This is a genomic window from Streptomyces venezuelae, from assembly GCF_008642335.1.
In the GTDB taxonomy this organism is placed as follows: Bacteria; Actinomycetota; Actinomycetes; order Streptomycetales; family Streptomycetaceae; genus Streptomyces; species Streptomyces venezuelae_F.
In genome coordinates this window covers 1,302,527-1,320,001 of sequence record NZ_CP029191.1, presented here as the reverse complement: position 1 = coordinate 1,320,001, position 17,475 = coordinate 1,302,527, and the positions used below count along the sequence as shown (strand labels likewise).

Annotated in this window: 16 protein-coding genes; 9 read left to right on the top strand and 7 right to left on the bottom strand. The window is 71.3% G+C overall.

The features are described 5' to 3' along the window. Window positions 1–25: 25 nt before the first annotated feature. Window positions 26–622: a TetR/AcrR family transcriptional regulator gene (locus DEJ49_RS05815; protein WP_150182985.1), complete on the bottom strand. Its 597-nt coding sequence runs from the start codon at window positions 620–622 to the stop codon at window positions 26–28. A gap of 127 nt (window positions 623–749) precedes the next feature. Here DEJ49_RS05815 and DEJ49_RS05810 point away from each other — a divergent pair, with 127 nt between their 5' ends. Next, window positions 750–2,969: an NADP-dependent isocitrate dehydrogenase gene (locus tag DEJ49_RS05810; protein WP_150182983.1), complete on the top strand. Its 2,220-nt coding sequence runs from the start codon at window positions 750–752 to the stop codon at window positions 2,967–2,969. Window positions 2,970–3,046: 77 nt separating this feature from the next. Here DEJ49_RS05810 and DEJ49_RS05805 read toward each other — a convergent pair whose 3' ends face one another. Beyond that, on the bottom strand, window positions 3,047–3,841 hold the full coding sequence (locus DEJ49_RS05805) for a LysR family substrate-binding domain-containing protein (protein ID WP_150182981.1): 795 nt from the start codon (window positions 3,839–3,841) through the stop codon (window positions 3,047–3,049). A gap of 57 nt (window positions 3,842–3,898) precedes the next feature. Here DEJ49_RS05805 and DEJ49_RS05800 point away from each other — a divergent pair, with 57 nt between their 5' ends. Next, a complete protein-coding gene (locus DEJ49_RS05800) occupies window positions 3,899–4,315 on the top strand; it encodes a DUF5997 family protein (RefSeq protein ID WP_150182979.1) in 417 nt (138 codons plus the stop codon). A gap of 36 nt (window positions 4,316–4,351) precedes the next feature. On the opposite strand, the gene DEJ49_RS05795 is transcribed toward DEJ49_RS05800, so the two are convergent. From DEJ49_RS05795 to DEJ49_RS05785, 3 genes are all read right to left on the bottom strand, one after another. Beyond that, window positions 4,352–5,224 carry a chitosanase gene (locus DEJ49_RS05795; protein ID WP_150182977.1) on the bottom strand — a complete coding sequence of 291 codons (873 nt, stop codon included), beginning with the start codon at window positions 5,222–5,224 and terminating at the stop codon, window positions 4,352–4,354. 67 nt (window positions 5,225–5,291) lie between these two features. After that, window positions 5,292–6,224, bottom strand: coding sequence for an RNA polymerase sigma-70 factor (locus DEJ49_RS05790; RefSeq protein ID WP_150182976.1), 933 nt, complete (start codon window positions 6,222–6,224; stop codon window positions 5,292–5,294). A gap of 31 nt (window positions 6,225–6,255) precedes the next feature. Next, window positions 6,256–6,729 (bottom strand): carboxymuconolactone decarboxylase family protein, encoded by a 474-nt coding sequence (locus DEJ49_RS05785; protein WP_150182974.1) that lies wholly within the window; start codon window positions 6,727–6,729, stop codon window positions 6,256–6,258. Window positions 6,730–6,919: 190 nt separating this feature from the next. Between DEJ49_RS05785 and DEJ49_RS05780 the strand changes: the two genes are divergently transcribed. After that, window positions 6,920–7,969 carry an aldo/keto reductase gene (locus DEJ49_RS05780; RefSeq protein WP_150182972.1) on the top strand — a complete coding sequence of 350 codons (1,050 nt, stop codon included), beginning with the start codon at window positions 6,920–6,922 and terminating at the stop codon, window positions 7,967–7,969. 39 nt (window positions 7,970–8,008) lie between these two features. On the opposite strand, the gene DEJ49_RS05775 is transcribed toward DEJ49_RS05780, so the two are convergent. Further along, window positions 8,009–8,569, bottom strand: a complete 561-nt coding sequence (locus tag DEJ49_RS05775) for a GtrA family protein (RefSeq protein ID WP_150182970.1) — start codon at window positions 8,567–8,569, stop codon at window positions 8,009–8,011. A gap of 268 nt (window positions 8,570–8,837) precedes the next feature. On the opposite strand from DEJ49_RS05775, the gene rph reads away from it, so the two are divergent. The 6 genes from rph (at window position 8,838) to DEJ49_RS05745 (ending at window position 16,437) form a co-directional block, all read left to right on the top strand. Then, window positions 8,838–11,489, top strand: a complete 2,652-nt coding sequence (rph, locus tag DEJ49_RS05770; RefSeq protein WP_150182968.1) for a rifamycin-inactivating phosphotransferase — start codon at window positions 8,838–8,840, stop codon at window positions 11,487–11,489. 96 nt (window positions 11,490–11,585) lie between these two features. Further along, window positions 11,586–12,614 (top strand): N-acetyl-gamma-glutamyl-phosphate reductase, encoded by a 1,029-nt coding sequence (gene argC / locus DEJ49_RS05765; RefSeq protein ID WP_150182966.1) that lies wholly within the window; start codon window positions 11,586–11,588, stop codon window positions 12,612–12,614. Then, window positions 12,611–13,762: a bifunctional glutamate N-acetyltransferase/amino-acid acetyltransferase ArgJ gene (gene argJ, locus DEJ49_RS05760; protein ID WP_150182964.1), complete on the top strand. Its 1,152-nt coding sequence runs from the start codon at window positions 12,611–12,613 to the stop codon at window positions 13,760–13,762. Before argC ends, argJ begins: the two co-directional genes overlap by 4 nt. After that, window positions 13,759–14,682, top strand: a complete 924-nt coding sequence (gene argB, locus DEJ49_RS05755; RefSeq protein ID WP_150182962.1) for an acetylglutamate kinase — start codon at window positions 13,759–13,761, stop codon at window positions 14,680–14,682. Before argJ ends, argB begins: the two co-directional genes overlap by 4 nt. Then, complete coding sequence (locus tag DEJ49_RS05750; protein ID WP_150182961.1) at window positions 14,679–15,884, top strand: acetylornithine transaminase; 1,206 nt, start codon at window positions 14,679–14,681, stop codon at window positions 15,882–15,884. Before argB ends, DEJ49_RS05750 begins: the two co-directional genes overlap by 4 nt. Before the next feature lie 7 nt (window positions 15,885–15,891). Further along, on the top strand, window positions 15,892–16,437 hold the full coding sequence (locus DEJ49_RS05745) for an arginine repressor (RefSeq protein WP_150182959.1): 546 nt from the start codon (window positions 15,892–15,894) through the stop codon (window positions 16,435–16,437). On the opposite strand, the gene DEJ49_RS05740 is transcribed toward DEJ49_RS05745, so the two are convergent. After that, the gene (locus DEJ49_RS05740; RefSeq protein WP_150188062.1) at window positions 16,434–17,426 is read right to left on the bottom strand and encodes a bile acid:sodium symporter family protein; all 993 of its coding nucleotides are present in this window, start codon (window positions 17,424–17,426) and stop codon (window positions 16,434–16,436) included. The two genes, DEJ49_RS05745 and DEJ49_RS05740, sit on opposite strands and share 4 nt — an antisense overlap. Between the last annotated feature and the right edge of the window lie 49 nt (window positions 17,427–17,475).

Here is a 17,475-nt window from a genome sequence, read left to right as displayed (position 1 = left end):
GGGGGCGGTATCTCCGCGGTGGTCGTCACGAGGCCTCCGGCCCGAGGTGCGCGTCGAGTGCCGCGTCCAGCAGCGCCTCCACGTCGTCCTCGCCCGTCGCCAGGCTCAGGCTGCCCCACCCCCACAGCTGCGCGATGCCGTGCAGGTTCGCCCACAGCGCGCCCGCGACGACCCGCGCTCCGGCGCCGGACGCGGGGCGGGCCTCGGCGACCAGGCCGGTCAGGACGTCGAAGAGGGGGAGGCTGGTCTCCCGGAGACCGAGCTGATTGCTCTCCAGCAGGTCGTGCCGGAACATCAGCTCGAACATGCCGCGACGGGTCACGGCGAAGCCGAGGTAGGCGCGGCTCAGGGCACGCAGCCGTACCCGGGCGTCGTCGTCGGGACCGTCGCCCACCGCCTTCCGCACCTCGACGGCCAGCTCCCCGAAGCCCCGCCGGGCGATGGCGGAGAGCAGCGACACATGCGTGGGGAAGTACCGCCGGGGCGCGCCGTGCGAGACGCCCGCCCTGCGTGCGATCTCCCGCAGGGTCAGCGCCTGCACCCCCTGCGTCGCCACGAGCTCGACACCCACGTCCACGAGCCGGGCGCGCAGCCCGGCCTCTTGATCATCCCGTTCGGTCATAGACACTGTCTACTACACCTCGTAGACAGTGTCTACGAAGAACGGACCGGAAGGCACTGTCCGTAAGGGGGTGGGTAGGAGATATCTTGATGTCGAGCAATGTTGCAGACGCGGAGCGGAGCACCCGGTGACTGACTCGACCATCATCTACACCCACACTGACGAGGCCCCGGCCCTGGCGACCCATTCGTTCTTGCCGGTGGTCCAGGCCTACGCCTCGACGGCCGGTGTCGGCGTGGAGACCCGCGACATCTCGCTCGCGGGGCGCATCATCGCGAGCTTCCCGGAGCGTCTGGAGGAGAGCCAGCGCATCTCCGACGCCCTCGCCGAGCTCGGCGAGCTGGCCAAGACGCCCGGGGCGAACATCATCAAGCTGCCTAACATCTCGGCCTCGATCCCGCAGCTCAAGGCCGCGATCGCCGAGCTGCAGGGCCAGGGCTACGCGCTCCCCGACTACCCGGACGACCCGAAGACCGACGAGGAGCGCGACATCCGCGCCCGCTACGACAAGGTCAAGGGCAGCGCCGTCAACCCGGTCCTGCGCGAGGGCAACTCCGACCGCCGCGCCCCCGCGTCGGTCAAGAACTTCGCCAAGGCCCACCCCCACCGCATGGGCGCCTGGACGGCCGACTCGAAGACGAACGTCGCCACCATGGGCGAGAACGACTTCCGCTCGACCGAGAAGTCCGCGGTGATCACCGAGGCCGGTTCGCTGCGCATCGAGCTCACCGGTGACGACGGCTCCACCACCGTCCTGCGCGAGTCCGTACCGGTCCTCGAGGGCGAGGTCGTCGACGCCTCCGTCATGCGCGTCGCCGCGCTGCGCGAGTTCCTCAAGGAGCAGGTCGCCCGCGCCAAGGCCGACGGCGTCCTCTTCTCCGTGCACCTCAAGGCCACGATGATGAAGGTCTCCGACCCGATCGTCTTCGGCCACGTCGTCCGCGCCTTCTTCCCGAAGACCTTCGCGGCGCACGGCGAGACCCTCGCCGCCGCCGGCCTGACCCCGAACGACGGTCTCGGCGGCATCTTCAAGGGCCTGGAGTCGCTCCCCGAGGGCGCGGAGATCAAGGCGTCCTTCGAGGCCGAGCTCGCCGAGGGCCCGGAGCTCGCCATGGTCGACTCCGACAAGGGCATCACCAACCTGCACGTCCCCAGCGACGTCATCGTCGACGCCTCCATGCCGGCCATGATCCGCACCTCCGGCCACATGTGGGGCCCGGACGGCGAGGAGCACGACACCCTCGCGGTCCTGCCGGACAGCAGCTACGCGGGCATCTACCAGGCCGTCATCGACGACTGCCGCGCCAACGGCGCCTACGACCCGTCGACGATGGGCTCCGTCCCGAACGTCGGCCTCATGGCGCAGAAGGCCGAGGAGTACGGCAGCCACGACAAGACCTTCGAGATCCCCACCACGGGCAACGTGCGGGTCCTCGACGGCGCGGGCAACGTCGTCCTGGAGCAGACCGTCGCCGCCGGTGACATCTTCCGCATGTGCCAGACCAAGGACCTGCCGATCCAGGACTGGGTGAAGCTCGCCGTCACGCGTGCCCGCGCCACCGGCAACCCGGCCGTCTTCTGGCTGGACGACACCCGCGCCCACGACGCCGTGCTCATCGGCAAGGTCGAGCGGTACCTCGCCGACCACGACACCGAGGGCCTGGACATCCGGATCATGGCGCCGGTCGAGGCGACCGCGTTCTCCCTGGAGCGCATCCGCCGCGGCGAGGACACGATCTCCGTCACCGGCAACGTCCTGCGCGACTACCTCACCGACCTCTTCCCGATCCTGGAGCTGGGCACCAGCGCCAAGATGCTGTCGGTCGTCCCGCTGATGAACGGCGGCGGCCTCTTCGAGACGGGCGCCGGCGGCTCCGCCCCGAAGCACGTCCAGCAGCTGGTCAAGGAGAACTACCTGCGCTGGGACAGCCTGGGCGAGTTCCTCGCCCTCGCGGTCAGCTTCGAGCACCTCGCCACGAAGACGGGCAACGCGCGCGCCCAGGTGCTCGCCGACACCCTCGACCGCGCCACGGGCACGTTCCTCAACGAGAACAAGTCGCCGTCGCGTCGCCTCGGCGGCATCGACAACCGCGGCAGCCACTTCTACCTCGCCCTGTACTGGGCGCAGGAGCTGGCCCAGCAGACCGACGACGCGCAGCTCGCCGAGGCCTTCACGGCCCTCGCGAAGACGCTGGGCGAGCAGGAGCAGACCATCGTCGACGAGCTGATCGCCGTGCAGGGCTCGCCGGCCGACATCGGCGGCTACTACCAGCCGGACGTGGAGAAGGCCTCCAAGGTCATGCGCCCGTCCGCGACGTTCAACCAGGCGCTGTCGATCCTGGGCTGACGTCCTGACGCTGCCGTAGCGCGGCAACAAGAGCGAGGGGCCTCCCGCCCTACTGGTGGGAGGCCCCTCGTCGTGGGCTAGGAGCGGCGGCGGGGCTTGCCGCGCTTGGGTGCGCCGCCGGAGCGGCCGCCCTGCCCGCCCTTGGCCTTCGGCTTCCCGGACGAGGCGCCCGGCTTCCGCTTGGCCTTGGCCGCCTGGGCGGCCTTCGCCCTGGCCACGTCCTTGTCCGTGCCCGTGCCCTTGCCCTTCGGCGGGTTCTGGGCGCGGCCCCGGGAGCTGTTGACCGTCCGGCCGCGGACGATCCCGATGAAGTCCTCGACCAGGTCCGTCGTCTCGGCCTCCGGCCACGACAGGGCGACGCGCGACTCCGGCGCACCCGTGACGGGCCGGTAGGTGAGGTCCTTGCGGTGGTACAAGCGGGCCAGCGACTGCGGGACGACCAGGAGGCCCACCCCCGCCGCCACGAGCTCCACCGCGTCCTCGGTCGTCGCGGGACGCTCGTACGCGGACAGGCCCGGCCGCCGCTCCCACTCCAGCGTCTCGTCCAGCGGATGGAACACGACCTCGTCGGCGAGATCGTCGACGGACACCTCGTCGACCGCGGCGACGACATGGTCCTTGGGGATCACGACGACCGTCGTCTCGGTGTAGAGGGGGATCGCGCTGAGGTCCGTACGGTCAATGGGCAGCCGTACGAAACCGGCGTCCGCGCCACCCGCCCGCAGCACGTCGGGCACCTCGGCGGCGGCCACGGTCCGGAGGGTCAGCGGGACGTCGGGCAGCCGCTCGTTCCAGATACGCACCCATTTGGCGGGCGTCACCCCCGGGACGTAGGCGAGCCGGAACGAAGGGGATACTTCCGAGCCTGTCACCTCGCCAGGCTACCCGCCGTGGTCAGGACCAGCGCACATGCTCGATACCCTGGACCCATGACGTCGCACCAGACCACCCAGACCATGAAGCCCGCGACCGCGGCGAAGAAGCTGGGTGTGTACCTCCAGGCCACGCCCGCCGAGTTCCAGGAGGGCGTCGTCTCGCGCAGCGAGCTCAACGCGCTGCAGACCGACCCGCCCGAGTGGCTCCAGGAACTGCGGCGCAACGGCCCGCACCCGCGCCCCGTCGTCGCGGCCAAGCTCGGCGTCTCCATCGCGGGCCTCGCGCGCGGCGGAGTGACCGAGCCGCTCACCACGGAGCAGATCGACGCGCTGAAGGAGGAGCAGCCCGGCTGGCTGCGCCAGGAGCGCGCCACGCAGGCCGAGGTGCGCAAGGACGCGGCGCGCATCAAGGAGAAGCAGGCGGAGCAGGCCGAGAAGCGGGCGGCACGCGGCGAGGACCCGCGCGACTGACCGGTTCCGCGCCGCCGATCCGGCTGTCGGCCGCCCTCACTTGATCGTGTGCGTACTGCCGAACGCGGTGACCTCGAACGGCCCGTCGAGGTCGCGGTTGCCGCTCTTCGCGATGCGGCGCAGCGCCTCGACGCGATCGACGGACTTGCGCCACTCCTCGGCGGTGTCAGGGTTCGCGGGGTGGGTCAGATCGTCGACGCGTACGTCGAAGAACGCGTCCAGCCACGCCTTCTCGCCCGCCTTCGACGGCGGCCCGGCCTCCGCCGTCGTCCGCTTGATCAGGGCGGGCAGCCCGTCCCGGTCGGGACCGTTGCCGTGCTGGATCGAGGCGTCGTACAGCTCGGCGAGCGCGAGCGGGCTGCGGAGACCGGCCTTCTCGGCGGCCCGGGCGGCGGGCGTGAAGTAGCGCTCGTCGACCTGCGCGTCCTGCACGTCGCGGAACGCGGGGTCGGCGGCGGCGCGCTTCCAGGCGGCGATGAACTCGGCGTCGGGGAACGGCGCCCCGGACCCGCCCGAACCCTTCCCGCCGGTCCCACGGGCTTCGCGTTCCAGACCGGGGACGAAGCGGGCGAAGGGATTGTCCGGCACCCGCTTCGTGTAGGCCCGGACCACTTCGAGCGCGTCGCCGTCGCCGGTCGTGAAGCCCGCGCGGCCCGCGGTGACGCCCCGGCCGTCGCCGAGGTTCTCCGCGTACGCGTACTGGATCCTGGTGGTGCCGTTCTCGAAGACGCTCACCAGCTGGTCCGCCCGCCGCCGCTGGTCGGCACCGAGCCCGCCCCGGGCACCGTCGCCCTCGTCCCCGTCCCCGTCCCCGCCTCCGCAGCCGGCCGTCAGGCCGAAGGCGGCGATGGCGGCGGCCAGTACGGCACCGGACCGTGCGCCGCGCCGCGCATCGCTCAAGATCGTCATACCTGAGCATGCTCCGCGGGCGCGTCCGGAGGCAAGGCGGCCAAGATGGCCGCGCCTTCCGGGGGGCCTACTCCGCCGACTGCGGGAGCCGATGCGCGTGCCGCGTCGCGTGGTCGATGGCCCAGATGTCCGCCGTCGGCCCCAGGTGCCGCAGCTTGTCGGGGTTGATGACGAGACGGATCATCTGGATCCGCCCGTCGGCCACGTCGAGGCCCAGCGTGTGGACGACCTTGCCGTCGCGGTCGCGGAAGACCGCGCCGGGCCGGCTGTTGATCTCGTACGTCTCGTACGTCACGCCGATCCCCGCCATCCGCGGGAACGCCATCGCAAGGATCCGGGCCACCTGGTCGGGACCGGCGAGCGGCCTGGACAGCTGCGGCGCGTTGCCGCCGCCGTCGCCGATCATCGACACCTCGGCGGAGAGCAGGTCCCGCAGCCCGGCCAGGTTGCCCTCGCTGAGCGCGTCGAAGAAGCGGGACGCCAGCCTCTCCCGCTCGTCGCGCGCCGCAGCGAACCGCGGCTGCCCCGCCCGCATGTGCCGCCGCGCCCGCACGAGGAGCTGCCGGCAGGCCGCCTGGGACCGCTCCACCGCCTCCGCGACCTCGTCGAACTCGAACCCGAACACGTCCCGCAGCACGAACACGGCCCGCTCCAGCGGACTGAGCCGCTCCAGCAGGACGAGCGCGGCCATCGACACCGACTCGGCGAGCTCCGCCGCCCGCGCCGGATCCTCGTACGGATCGTTCAGGAGCGGCTCGGGGAACCACGGACCCACGTACTGCTCGCGCCGCACCCGCGCCGACCGCAGCACGTCGATGGCGACCCGCGTGACCGCGGCGGACAGATACGCCTTGGTCGACGCGGGCCGGGTCGTGGAGCCGTCGAAGCGCAGCCATGTCTCCTGCACCGCGTCCTCGGCCTCGCCCACGCTGCCGAGGATCCGGTACGCGATCGAGAACAGCAGCGGCCGCAGCTCCTCGAACTCCTCGACCTTGCTCATATGGCCCCCCGTTGCTCCCTGTTCGGCCCGGTCAGTGCAGCTGTCCCGGCACGTAGTCGCCCGCCGGCTGCCGCGTGATGACGTTCAGCCGGTTCACCATATTCATGAACCCGATGTGGACCACCAGCGCGGTGAGTTCGTCCTCGTCGTAGTGGCGCGCGGCGCGCTCCCACACGTCATCGGCCACGCCACCGGCCGCGTCCGCGACCCGGGTGCCCTCCTCCGCCAGCTCCAGCGCGGCGCGTTCGGCCTCGGTGAAGACGGTGGCCTCGCGCCACGCCGCCACCAGATTCAGCCGCGCCGGGGTCTCACCCGCCAGCGCGGCCTCCTTGGTGTGCATGTCGATGCAGCCCGCACACCCGTTGATCTGACTGACCCGCAACGCCACCAGCTCCTGCGTCGCCGGCGCCAGCGTCGTGTCCTGCAGCGCCTTGACCCCCGACAGGAAGTACTTCATGGCCTTCCCGGCGTTGGGCCGGCTCATGTAGTTCAGTCGCGCGTCCATGCTGTGCTCCCTACGGTGACGTTCCCCGACGGCCCTTCCCGACCCCCGGCTTCTACACCCCCTGGGACGAGACAGCGGATCCCCCTGTGACACACCTGGATGTGACCTGCGTCTCGGAGCTGTTGCCCTGGAGCGCACTCCACGTCGTAACGTCTGGCGCTCCAAGAGGGCGAACCCCAAGGAGAGTTGCATGCGCTACCGCGTTCTGGGCGGGACCGGGATCCAGGTCAGCCCGTACTGCCTCGGCACCATGATGTTCGGGCACGTCGGCAACGGTGATCACGACGACTGTGCCCGGATCGTCCATGCCGCGCTCGACGAAGGGATCAACTTCGTCGACACCGCCGACATGTACTCGGCGGGGGAGTCGGAGACGATCGTCGGCAAGGCGTTGAAGGGCCGTCGCGACGACGTGGTGCTCGCGACCAAGGTGCACTTCCCCATGGGGGAGGGGCCCAACCGCGGCGGCAATTCGCGGCGTTGGATCGTCAGGGCGGTCGAGGACAGTCTGCGGCGGCTCGGCACGGAGTGGATCGACCTCTACCAGGTGCACCGGCCGGACCACACGACCGACGTCGAGGAGACCCTCTCCGCCCTCACCGACCTGGTGCGGCAGGGCAAGATCAGGGCGTTCGGGTGCTCCACGTTCCCGGCCGACGACATCGTCGAGGCGTACCACGTGGCCGAGCGGCGCGGGCTTCAGCGGTTCCGTACCGAGCAGCCGCCCTACTCGCTCCTCGCCCGGGGCATCGAGCGGCACGTGCTGCCGGTGGCGCAGCGGCTCGGCATGGGGGTGCTGACGTGGAGCCCGCTCGGCTCGGGGTTCCTGACCGGGCGGTACAGGAAGGGCCGGGCCCTCGATCTGAGCAGCGGCCGTCCGACCCTGCACCCGGGTCGCTTCGACCCCGCGGCGCCGCGCACGGCTGCGAAGCTGGAGGTCGTGGAGCAGCTCGTCGCCGTGGCGGACGAACTCGGCTGTACGTTGCCGGAGTTGGCGACGGCCTTCCCGCTCGCGCACCCCGCCGTCACGTCGGTGATCATCGGTCCCCGCACGATGGAGCAGCTGCGCGCCACCCTCAAGGGGGCGTCCGTGTCCCTGGACGACGCGACCCTCGACCGGCTCGACGAGATCGTGCCTCCCGGCACCGACATCTACCCGCCGGACGGCGTGTGGACCCCGCCCTCGCTCACGGCGCGGGCCCTGCGCCGACGTCCCGCGGAGTCGAGGTCCGCGGTGTGACGTGGAGAGACGGCAGGGCGGTCGGGGTGGCCCCTCCGGTCAGGCCGCGGGGCAGAGCGCCGCGGCCTCGGCCGGGGCGGCGGCGCGGGCCATGGGCACGGTGACCGGGCGGGATGCGGCAACGGTGACCGGGCGGGATGCGTCGGCGGGTGCGGGGCGCGGGCGGCGGGTGCGGGCGAAGACGATGGCGCGCAACACCGCGAACCGCGCGACCCCGGCGAGCGCGGACGCGGACAGGTAGACGACCTGCTCCAGAACCGCGCCGGGCGCGGCCACCACCTGGTGCAGGACCAGCATCGCTCCACAGGTCACTACGTACGCCGCCGCCGCGGATCCCGCTGACTGCACGTGCTGGCGCCAGGTCGCCCGGCCGCCCGCGCCGAAGGTGAAGCGGGCGTGCAGCTCGGTGGCGAGAAGCGTCGACACCACGGTGACCAGCGCGTTGGCCATGGCCCACGGAACCGAGTGGGCGAGGCCCGCCACGGCGAAGCTGGAGGCGAGTCCCACGCCGCCGCCGCAGAGCACGAAGCGGGCGAAGGCGTGTAAGGCGCCGGGGCCCCGGCCTCGGCCCTGTCTCTCTCCGTGCTCTGTCGATGCCATGTCCGGCTCCCCACCCCGTTGCCCCGTAAACCCCGTTGCGACAATCCCTCGTGTCGCCTGTGGTGCCATCATGGCACACATGTGGCGCCATCGCGAAGGGTTATGGTGCCACGCGTGGTGGCTTGAGGAGAAAAACAAAAAGGCAAGGAGAGCGAGCTCTCCTTGCCACTCTCAACTTATAGCGTCCTGGGGGGCTTGCCACAAGGCCCCCAGGACGGCGCACAATCGTCGGCCGAAGCCACTACCTGCGGAAACGGGGCGCCGAACGATGGGCACGCAGTACGTAATCGACCTCGCTGAAGTCGACGAGCGACAGACCGCCGCCGTCGGCGGCAAGGGCGCGCATCTGGGCGCACTGGCACGGATCGGCGACGTCCACGTGCCGCCCGGTTTCTGCGTCACCACCGACGCGTACCGGCACATCGTCGCCGAGACGCCCGCCCTCGGCGACCGGCTCGACCGTCTGGCGCGGCTGAGCCCGGACGACCAGGAGGGCGTCCGGGCGCTGAGCGCGGAGATCCGCCGGGTCATCGAGGGCATCGCCCTCCCGGACGTCCTCGCGGAAGCGGTCACCCGCGCGCTCGCCCGTACCGACGGGGGCGAGCGGGCCGCCTATGCCGTACGGTCCAGCGCGACCGCCGAGGACCAGCCGACGGCGTCGTTCGCGGGCCAGCAGGACACGTATCTCAACGTCGTGGGGACGGCGGAGATCCTCCGGCACATCACGCGCTGCTGGGCCTCCGTCTACACCGAGCGCGCCGTGATCTACCGCCGGCGCAACGGCGTCGACCACCGGACGGTCCACATGGCCGTCGTCGTCCAGCGGATGGTCCTCCCGGACGCCGCGGGCATCCTCTTCACCGCCGACCCCGTCACGGGCGACCGGAAGACCGCCACCGTGGACGCGGGCTTCGGCCTCGGCGAGGCCCTGGTCTCCGGGATCGTGAACCCGGACGTCTTCACCGTGCGGGACGGCGCGGTCGTCGACAGGACCATCGCCGCCAAGGAACGCGCCGTGTACGCCCTGCCCGCCGGCGGCACGGAGGAAGTGACGCTCGACGCGCGGCGGCAGAAGGAGCCGTCGCTGACGGACGACCAGGTCGTGGAGCTCGTACGGATCGGGCGGCGGATCGAGGCGCACTTCGGGCGGCCGCAGGACATCGAGTGGTGTCTGACGGACGACGGCTTCCACATCGTGCAGAGCCGACCGATCACCACGCTCTTCCCCGTCCCCGGGAGGGAGACCGGCGAAGGCGGCGGCCCGGAGAACCGCGTCTACGTCTCCGTCGGCCACCAGCAGATGATGACCGACGCCATGAAGCCCCTCGGGTACTCGATGTGGCAGCGGACGGCCATGGCCGACATGTACGAGGCCGGCGGACGGCTCTTCGTCGACGTGACCCCGCGCCTGGCCGCGCCCGGCACCCGCGCCGCCCTCCTCGATGCCATCGGGAAGCACGACCCGCTGACCAGGGACGCGCTGGAGACCGTCATCGACCGCGGCGACTTCGTGGCAACGGCGCTCCCGGACGAGCCGAACGAGCCGGATGAGCAGGACGCAGCCGCACCCGCCCCGGGCCCCGACCCGGCCCTCGGCTCGGGCCCCGACCCCGCCATCGTCACCGGGCTGATCGCCCGCAGCGAGGCGTCCGTCGCCGCCCTGCAACGCGACATCCGCACGAAGACAGGGCCGGAGCTGTTCGACTTCCTCGAAGAGGCCTTCGTGGAGCACAAGGAGGTCCTCAGCGATCCGCTGAGCTTCCAGGCGCTGATGGCGGGCATGGATGCCACCTGGTGGCTCAACGAGAGACTGCGGGAATGGCTCGGCGAGACGAACGCGGCCGACACGCTCACCTTGTCCGCCCCGGACAACGTCACGTCCGAGATGGGCCTCGCGCTGCTCGACGTGGCGGACGCGGTCCGACCGCATCCGGAGGTCGTGGCGTATCTGCAGGGCGTCGAGGACGAGGACTTCCTGCGCGGCGGCGAACTGGCGGCGCTCCCGGGCGGAGCCGAGGCGCGGGACGCCATCGAGGCGTACCTCGACCGGTACGGCGCGCGGTGCGTCGGCGAGATCGACATCACGAGGCCGCGGTGGCGCGAGCGCCCCACCGCGCTCGTCCCCGTCATCCTCGACAACGTCAGGAACTTCGGCCCCGGTGCCGCCGCGCACCGCTTCGAGCAGGGGCGGCGGAAGGCGGCGGAGAAGGAGCGCGACGTACTGACGCGGCTGCGGGCCCTGCCGGACGGCGACGTGAAGGCCGACGAGACCAAGCGGATGATCGACCGGGTCAGGACGTTCATCGGGTACAGGGAGTACCCGAAGTACGGCATCATCCAGCGCTACTCCGTCTACAAGCAGGCCCTGATGGGCGAGGCCGAACGCCTCGTGCGGGCGGGCGTGCTGGCCGAGAAGGAGGACGTCTTCTACCTCACCTTCCAGGAACTCCGTGACGTCGTGCGCACGCACCGCCTGGACGCCGGGCTCGTCCAGCGGCGCAAGGACGACTTCCGGTGGCACGAGGAGCTCACGCCGCCCCGCGTCCTGACCTCGGACGGCGAGGCCCTCACCGGCGCGTACCGTCGCGACGACGTGCCCGAAGGCGCCCTGACCGGCCTCGCGGTCTCCGCCGGGACCGTCGAGGGGCGGGCCCGCGTCATCCTCGACATCGCGGACGCCGACCTCGAAGCGGGCGACATCCTCGTCACCACGTTCACCGACCCCAGCTGGTCGCCGCTGTTCGTCGCCGTCGCGGGCCTGGTGACCGAGGTGGGCGGCCTGATGACGCACGGCGCGGTGATCGCCAGGGAGTACGGCCTGCCCGCCGTGGTGGGCGTGGAGAAGGCGACCCGTCTGATCCGGGACGGCCAGCGGATCCGTGTCCACGGGACATCCGGATACGTCGAGATCCTGTCGTAGCGCGGGCGTCGCGGCCCTCCGATCACGCTCCGACCCTCTTGGATTGCATAAAAGTGCGGCGATACGTATAGTCATGCCATCCAAGAGGAGGGTTCCATGAGGGTACGCGCAGCAGTGGCAGGAGCGAGTGGGTACGCGGGCGGCGAGTTGCTGCGTCTGCTGCTCGCGCACCCCGAGGTCGAGATCGGCGCCCTCACCGGCAATTCGAACGCGGGCCAGCGCCTCGGTGTGCTGCAGCCGCATCTCCACCCGCTCGCCGACCGGGTCCTGGAGCCGACCACGGCGGACGTCCTCACCGGACACGACGTCGTCTTCCTCGCGCTGCCCCACGGGCAGTCCGCCGCCGTCGCCGAGCAGCTCGGCCCGGACGTCCTCGTCGTCGACATGGGCGCGGACTTCCGACTCGAGGACGCGGGCGACTGGGAGAAGTTCTACGGCAGCCCGCACGCCGGGACCTGGCCCTACGGCCTGCCCGAACTGCCGGGTGCCCGCACCGCGCTCGCCGGGACCAAGCGCATCGCCGTGCCCGGCTGCTACCCCACCGCCGTCTCCCTCGCGCTCTTCCCCGCGTACGCCGCGGACCTCGTCGAGCCCGAAGCGGTGATCGTCGCGGCGTCCGGCACCTCCGGCGCGGGCAAGGCGGCCAAGCCGCACCTCCTCGGCTCGGAGGTCATGGGCAGCATGTCCCCGTACGGCGTCGGCGGAGGGCACCGGCACACGCCCGAGATCGTCCAGAACCTCTCCGCCGCCGCGGGCGCCCCCGTCACCGTCTCCTTCACGCCGACGCTGGCCCCGATGCCCCGCGGCATCCTCGCCACCTGCAGCGCGAAGGCCAAGGCGGGCGTCACGGCCGAGTCCGTGCGGGACGCGTACGCGAAGGCGTTCGCCGACGAGCCGTTCGTGCGGCTCCTCCCCGAGGGGCAGTGGCCCGCCACCGCCTCCGTGTACGGCTCGAACGCCGTGCAGATCCAGGTCGCGTACGACGAGACGGCCGGGCGCGTCATCGTCATCAGCGCCATCGACAACCTCACCAAGGGCACCGCGGGCGGCGCCCTGCAGAGCATGAACATCGCCCTCGGCCTCGACGAGGCCACCGGGCTCACTACGATCGGAGTCGCGCCGTGAGTGTGACGGCAGCCAAGGGATTCACGGCGGCGGGCATCGCCGCCGGCATCAAGGAGAACGGCAACCCGGACCTGGCCCTCGTGGTCAACACCGGGCCCCGCCTGGCCGCCGCGGGCGTCTTCACCTCCAACCGCGTCAAAGCCGCCCCCGTCCTGTGGTCGGAGCAGGTCCTCAAGGGCGGCCTCGTCTCCGCCGTCGTCCTCAACTCCGGTGGCGCCAACGCCTGTACGGGACCGCAGGGCTTCCAGGACACGCACGCCACCGCCGAGAAGGTCGCCGACGTCCTCTCCGTGAACGCGGGCGAGGTCGCCGTCGCGTCGACCGGACTCATCGGCGTGACCCTCCCCATGGACAAGCTCCTGCCGGGCGTCGACAAGGCCGCCGGTGAACTCTCCGCGCACGGCGGCGAGAAGGCCGCCATCGCCATCAAGACCACCGACAGCGTGCACAAGACGTCCGTGGTGACGAAGGACGGATGGACCGTCGGCGGCATGGCGAAGGGCGCGGGCATGCTCGCCCCCGGCCTCGCCACGATGCTCGTCGTGCTGACCACCGACGCCGACGTCGAGGCGGACGTCCTGGACCGTGCGCTGCGCGACGCCACCCGGCTCACCTTCGACCGCGTCGACTCCGACGGCTGCATGTCGACCAACGACACCGTGCTGCTGCTCGCCTCCGGTGCCGCCGAAGTCACCCCCGAGTACGCCGAGTTCGCCGACGCCGTCCGCGAGGTCTGCGCCGACCTCGGCCGCCAGCTCATCGGCGACGCCGAGGGCGCCAGCAAGGACATCAAGGTCGACGTGGTCAACGCCGCGAGCGAGGCCGACGCCGTCGAGGTGGGCCGCTCCATCGCCCGCAACAACCTCCTCAAGTGCGCCCTGCACGGCGAGGACCCCAACTGGGGCCGGGTGCTCTCCGCCATCGGCACCACCTCCGCCGCCTTCGACCCGAACCAGCTGAACGTCGCCATCAACGGCGTCTGGGTCTGCAAGAACGGCTCCGTCGGCGAGGACCGCGAACTCGTCGACATGCGCTACCGGGAGGTCGTCATCACCGCCGACCTGGCGGCGGGCACCGAGTCCGCGACGATCTGGACCAACGACCTCACCGCGGACTATGTCCACGAGAACAGCGCGTACAGCTCATGAGCACGCCCACCGCGCGCAAGCACACCGCGCTCCCCAAGGCCCAGACCCTCATCGAGGCGCTGCCCTGGCTGACCCGGCACCGCGGCAGGACCGTCGTCATCAAGTTCGGCGGCAACGCCATGGTCGACGAGGCACTCAAGGCCGCCTTTGCCCAGGACGTCGTCTTCCTGCACCACGCGGGCCTCAAGCCCGTCGTCGTGCACGGCGGCGGACCGCAGATCAGCAAGGCACTCGACCGGCACGGCATCGTCAGCGAGTTCAAGGCGGGCCTCAGGGTCACCACCGAGGACGCCATGGACGTCGTACGCATGGTGCTCGCCGGACAGGTGCAGCGCGAGCTCGTCGGCCTGCTCAACCAGCACGGCCCGCTCGCCGTCGGCCTCACCGGCGAGGACGCCCACACCATCACCGCCACCAAGCACCAGCCCCGCATCGAGGGCGAACTGGTCGACATCGGCCGGGTCGGCGAGATCACCGAGATCGACACGGGCGCCATCGAGGCGCTGCTCGCCGACGGCCGCATCCCGGTCGTCTCCTCGATCGCCCGCTCCCAGGACGATCACCATGTCTACAACGTCAATGCTGATACGGCGGCTTCGGCACTCGCTGCGGCGCTTGGTGCCGAGACCCTGATGGTCCTCACCGACGTCGAGGGCCTCTACGAGGACTGGCCGAACTCCGACGAGGTCATCAGCCGCCTCACCGCGAAGGAGCTGGAGAAGCTCCTGCCCGAGCTGGCCAGCGGCATGGTCCCGAAGATGGAGGGCTGCCTGCACGCCGTGCGCAACGGCGTCGAGACGGCCCGCGTGATCGACGGGCGCGTCCAGCACTCGATCCTGCTGGAGATCTTCACGGACGAAGGCATCGGCACGATGGTCGTGCCCGACGACGAGAGCACCGGTACGGAGGGGGAGTCATGAGCAACCAGGAGCTGACCGCGCGCTGGCGGGACGCACTCATGGACAACTACGGCACGCCGAGGCTGCCGTTGGTGCGCGGCGCGGGCACCAAGCTGTGGGACGCCGACGGCAAGGAGTACCTCGACTTCGTCGGCGGCATCGCGGTCAACGCGCTCGGCCACGCCCACCCGGCGCTCGTCGAGGCCGTGAGCGCCCAGATGGGCGCCCTCGGCCACGTCTCCAACCTCTTCGTCGCCGAGCCGCCCGTCGCGCTCGCCGAGAAGCTGCTGCAGCTCTTCGGCCGCGAGGGCCGGGTGTACTTCTGCAACTCCGGCGCCGAGGCCAACGAGGGCGCGTTCAAGCTCGGCAGGCTGACCGGCCGCCGGCACATGGTCGCCACGCAGGGCGGCTTCCACGGCCGCACGATGGGCGCGCTCGCCCTCACCGGACAGCCCGGCAAGCAGGAGCCGTTCGTACCGCTGCCGGGAGAGGTGACACACGTCCCGTACGGCGACGTGGACGCCCTGCGCGCAGCGGTGACCACCGACACCGCCTTCGTCATCATCGAACCCATCCAGGGCGAGAACGGCGTCGTCGTGCCGCCCGCGGGCTACCTCAAGGCGGCCAGGGAGATCACCGAGGCCACCGGGACGCTCCTCGTCCTCGACGAGGTGCAGACCGGAATCGGCCGCACAGGCCACTGGTTCGAGTACCTGGCGCACGACGGCGTACAGCCGGATGTCGTCACGCTCGCGAAGGGTCTGGGCGGCGGGCTCCCGCTCGGCGCGACCGTCGCGTTCGGCACCGCCGCCGAGCTCTTCAAGCCCGGTCACCACGGCACGACGTTCGGCGGGAACCCCGTCGCGTGCGCCGCGGGCCGCGCCGTGATCGACACGATCGAGGCGGAGGGCCTCCTCGACAACACCAAGCGCGCGGGCGAGAAGCTGCGCGACGGAATCGAGTCACAGGGACACCCGCTGGTACGGCATGTAAGGGGCTCGGGCCTCCTGCTGGGTATCGTGCTCACCGAGCCGCTCGCGCCGAAGGTGCAGCAGGTGGCTCAGGACGCCGGCTTCCTCGTGAACGCGCCCGCCCCCGATGTCGTACGGCTGATGCCGCCGCTGAACGTGCGCGACGAAGAGGTGGACGCGTTCCTCGGGGCCCTGCCCGGCATCCTGAACAAGGCTCTTGAGGCCGACGGGGACGAACGATCCGGAGAATGAGACGACGATGAGCCAGGCGCAAGGCAACGAGCACGCCGACCACGCGGGTCCCGCCGTGCCGCAGACCCGCACCGCACGTCACCGCCGGATCGTGGACATCCTCAACCGGCAGCCGGTGCGCTCCCAGAGCCAGCTGGCGAAGCTGCTCGCCGACGACGGCCTGACGGTCACTCAGGCGACGCTCTCCCGCGACCTGGACGAGCTGAACGCGGTGAAGATCCGCAACGCCGAGGGCGACCTCATCTACGCGGTCCCGAGCGAGGGCGGTTTCCGCACCCCGCGCGCACCGCTGGGCGAGTCGGCCAAGGAGGAGCGGATGCGCCGCCTCTCCGCGGAACTCCTGATCTCCGCGGAGGCCTCGGCCAACCTCGTCGTCCTGCGCACGCCACCGGGCGCCGCCCAGTTCCTGGCCTCCGCGATCGACCAGGCCGAACTCCACGACATCCTGGGCACGATCGCGGGCGACGACACGCTGATGCTCATCAGCAGGGAACCCTCGGGAGGCCAGGCCCTGGCGGACCACCTGCTCCGCCTGGCCTCCAACGAACACTAGGCCGGAAGGCGTTCGCCGTCCCGCGACCGCCCGTCCCGCCGCGCCCGATGTGCCATCCACGCCGCCACCAACGCCCCCGAGACGTTGTGCCACACGGAGAACACCGCCGCCGGGAGGGCGGCGAGGGGGCTGAAGTGGGCCGTGGCCAGGGAGGCTGCCAGGCCTGAGTTCTGCATGCCCACCTCGAACGCCATCGCGCGGGACGCGGGCGGGCCGAGCCGGGAGAGTCTGCCCGCGCCGTAGCCCAGTGCCAGGCCGAGGCCGTTGTGCAGGAAGACCGCGAGGAACACCAGCGCCGCCGCCGACTTGATCGCCGCGGCGCTGCCCGCGACGACGATCGCCACGATCGCGGCGATGGTCAGCGCCGACAGCCACGGCAGCGCGCCGAGCACCCGGTCGACGTACCGCCCGAAGAGCAGGCGTACGAGCAGGCCCGCGATCACCGGGAGCAGCACGGTCTTGAAGATGTCCGTGACCATCGAGCCCGCGTCGACGGGGAGGTACTCGCCCGCGAGCAGCAGGGTCAGGGGTGGGGTGACGAGCGGGGCCAGGACCGTCGAGACCGTGGCGACCGAGACGGAAAGCGCCACGTCGCCGCGTGCCAGATACGTCACGACGTTGGACGCGGTGCCGCTCGGCGCGCAGCCCACCAGGATCACGCCGGCCGCCAACTGCGGCGACAGGCCGAGCGCGTGGGCGATCAGCCAGCCGAGGCCCGGCATGATCAGGTAATGAGCGACCAGGCCGAGCGCGACGGCCCAGGGCCGCCTGACCACGCCCTGGAAGTCGAGCGGGGTCATGGTCAGGCCCATGCAGAACATCACCACGCCGAGGAGGTACGGGACGTTCGTGCCCCAGCCGTCGAACGTGTCCGGCAGGGCGAGTCCGAGCGCGCCCGCGGCCAGGACGAGGACGGGGAAGACGGTGACGGCGCGGCGGGCCGCCTTGTCGGCCGGGTCCGTCTGCGCGGTGATCTGTTCGGGGTGCACGGCGCGATGCAACGCCCCGGCCGTCTGCGCGTGCAACCCCGTCTCGATA

Excerpts from the sequence above, each read along its gene's own strand:
- DEJ49_RS05815 (WP_150182985.1), bottom strand. The coding sequence starts at position 622 with ATGACCGAACGGGATGATCAAGAGGCCGGGCTGCGCGCCCGGCTCGTG.
- DEJ49_RS05800 (WP_150182979.1), top strand. The coding sequence starts at position 3,899 with ATGACGTCGCACCAGACCACCCAGACCATGAAGCCCGCGACCGCGGCG.
- DEJ49_RS05795 (WP_150182977.1), bottom strand. The coding sequence starts at position 5,224 with ATGACGATCTTGAGCGATGCGCGGCGCGGCGCACGGTCCGGTGCCGTA.
- DEJ49_RS05790 (WP_150182976.1), bottom strand. The coding sequence starts at position 6,224 with ATGAGCAAGGTCGAGGAGTTCGAGGAGCTGCGGCCGCTGCTGTTCTCG.
- DEJ49_RS05785 (WP_150182974.1), bottom strand. The coding sequence starts at position 6,729 with ATGGACGCGCGACTGAACTACATGAGCCGGCCCAACGCCGGGAAGGCC.
- DEJ49_RS05780 (WP_150182972.1), top strand. The coding sequence starts at position 6,920 with ATGCGCTACCGCGTTCTGGGCGGGACCGGGATCCAGGTCAGCCCGTAC.
- DEJ49_RS05775 (WP_150182970.1), bottom strand. The coding sequence starts at position 8,569 with ATGGCATCGACAGAGCACGGAGAGAGACAGGGCCGAGGCCGGGGCCCC.
- rph (WP_150182968.1), top strand. The coding sequence starts at position 8,838 with ATGGGCACGCAGTACGTAATCGACCTCGCTGAAGTCGACGAGCGACAG.
- argC (WP_150182966.1), top strand. The coding sequence starts at position 11,586 with ATGAGGGTACGCGCAGCAGTGGCAGGAGCGAGTGGGTACGCGGGCGGC.
- argB (WP_150182962.1), top strand. The coding sequence starts at position 13,759 with ATGAGCACGCCCACCGCGCGCAAGCACACCGCGCTCCCCAAGGCCCAG.
- DEJ49_RS05750 (WP_150182961.1), top strand. The coding sequence starts at position 14,679 with ATGAGCAACCAGGAGCTGACCGCGCGCTGGCGGGACGCACTCATGGAC.
- DEJ49_RS05745 (WP_150182959.1), top strand. The coding sequence starts at position 15,892 with ATGAGCCAGGCGCAAGGCAACGAGCACGCCGACCACGCGGGTCCCGCC.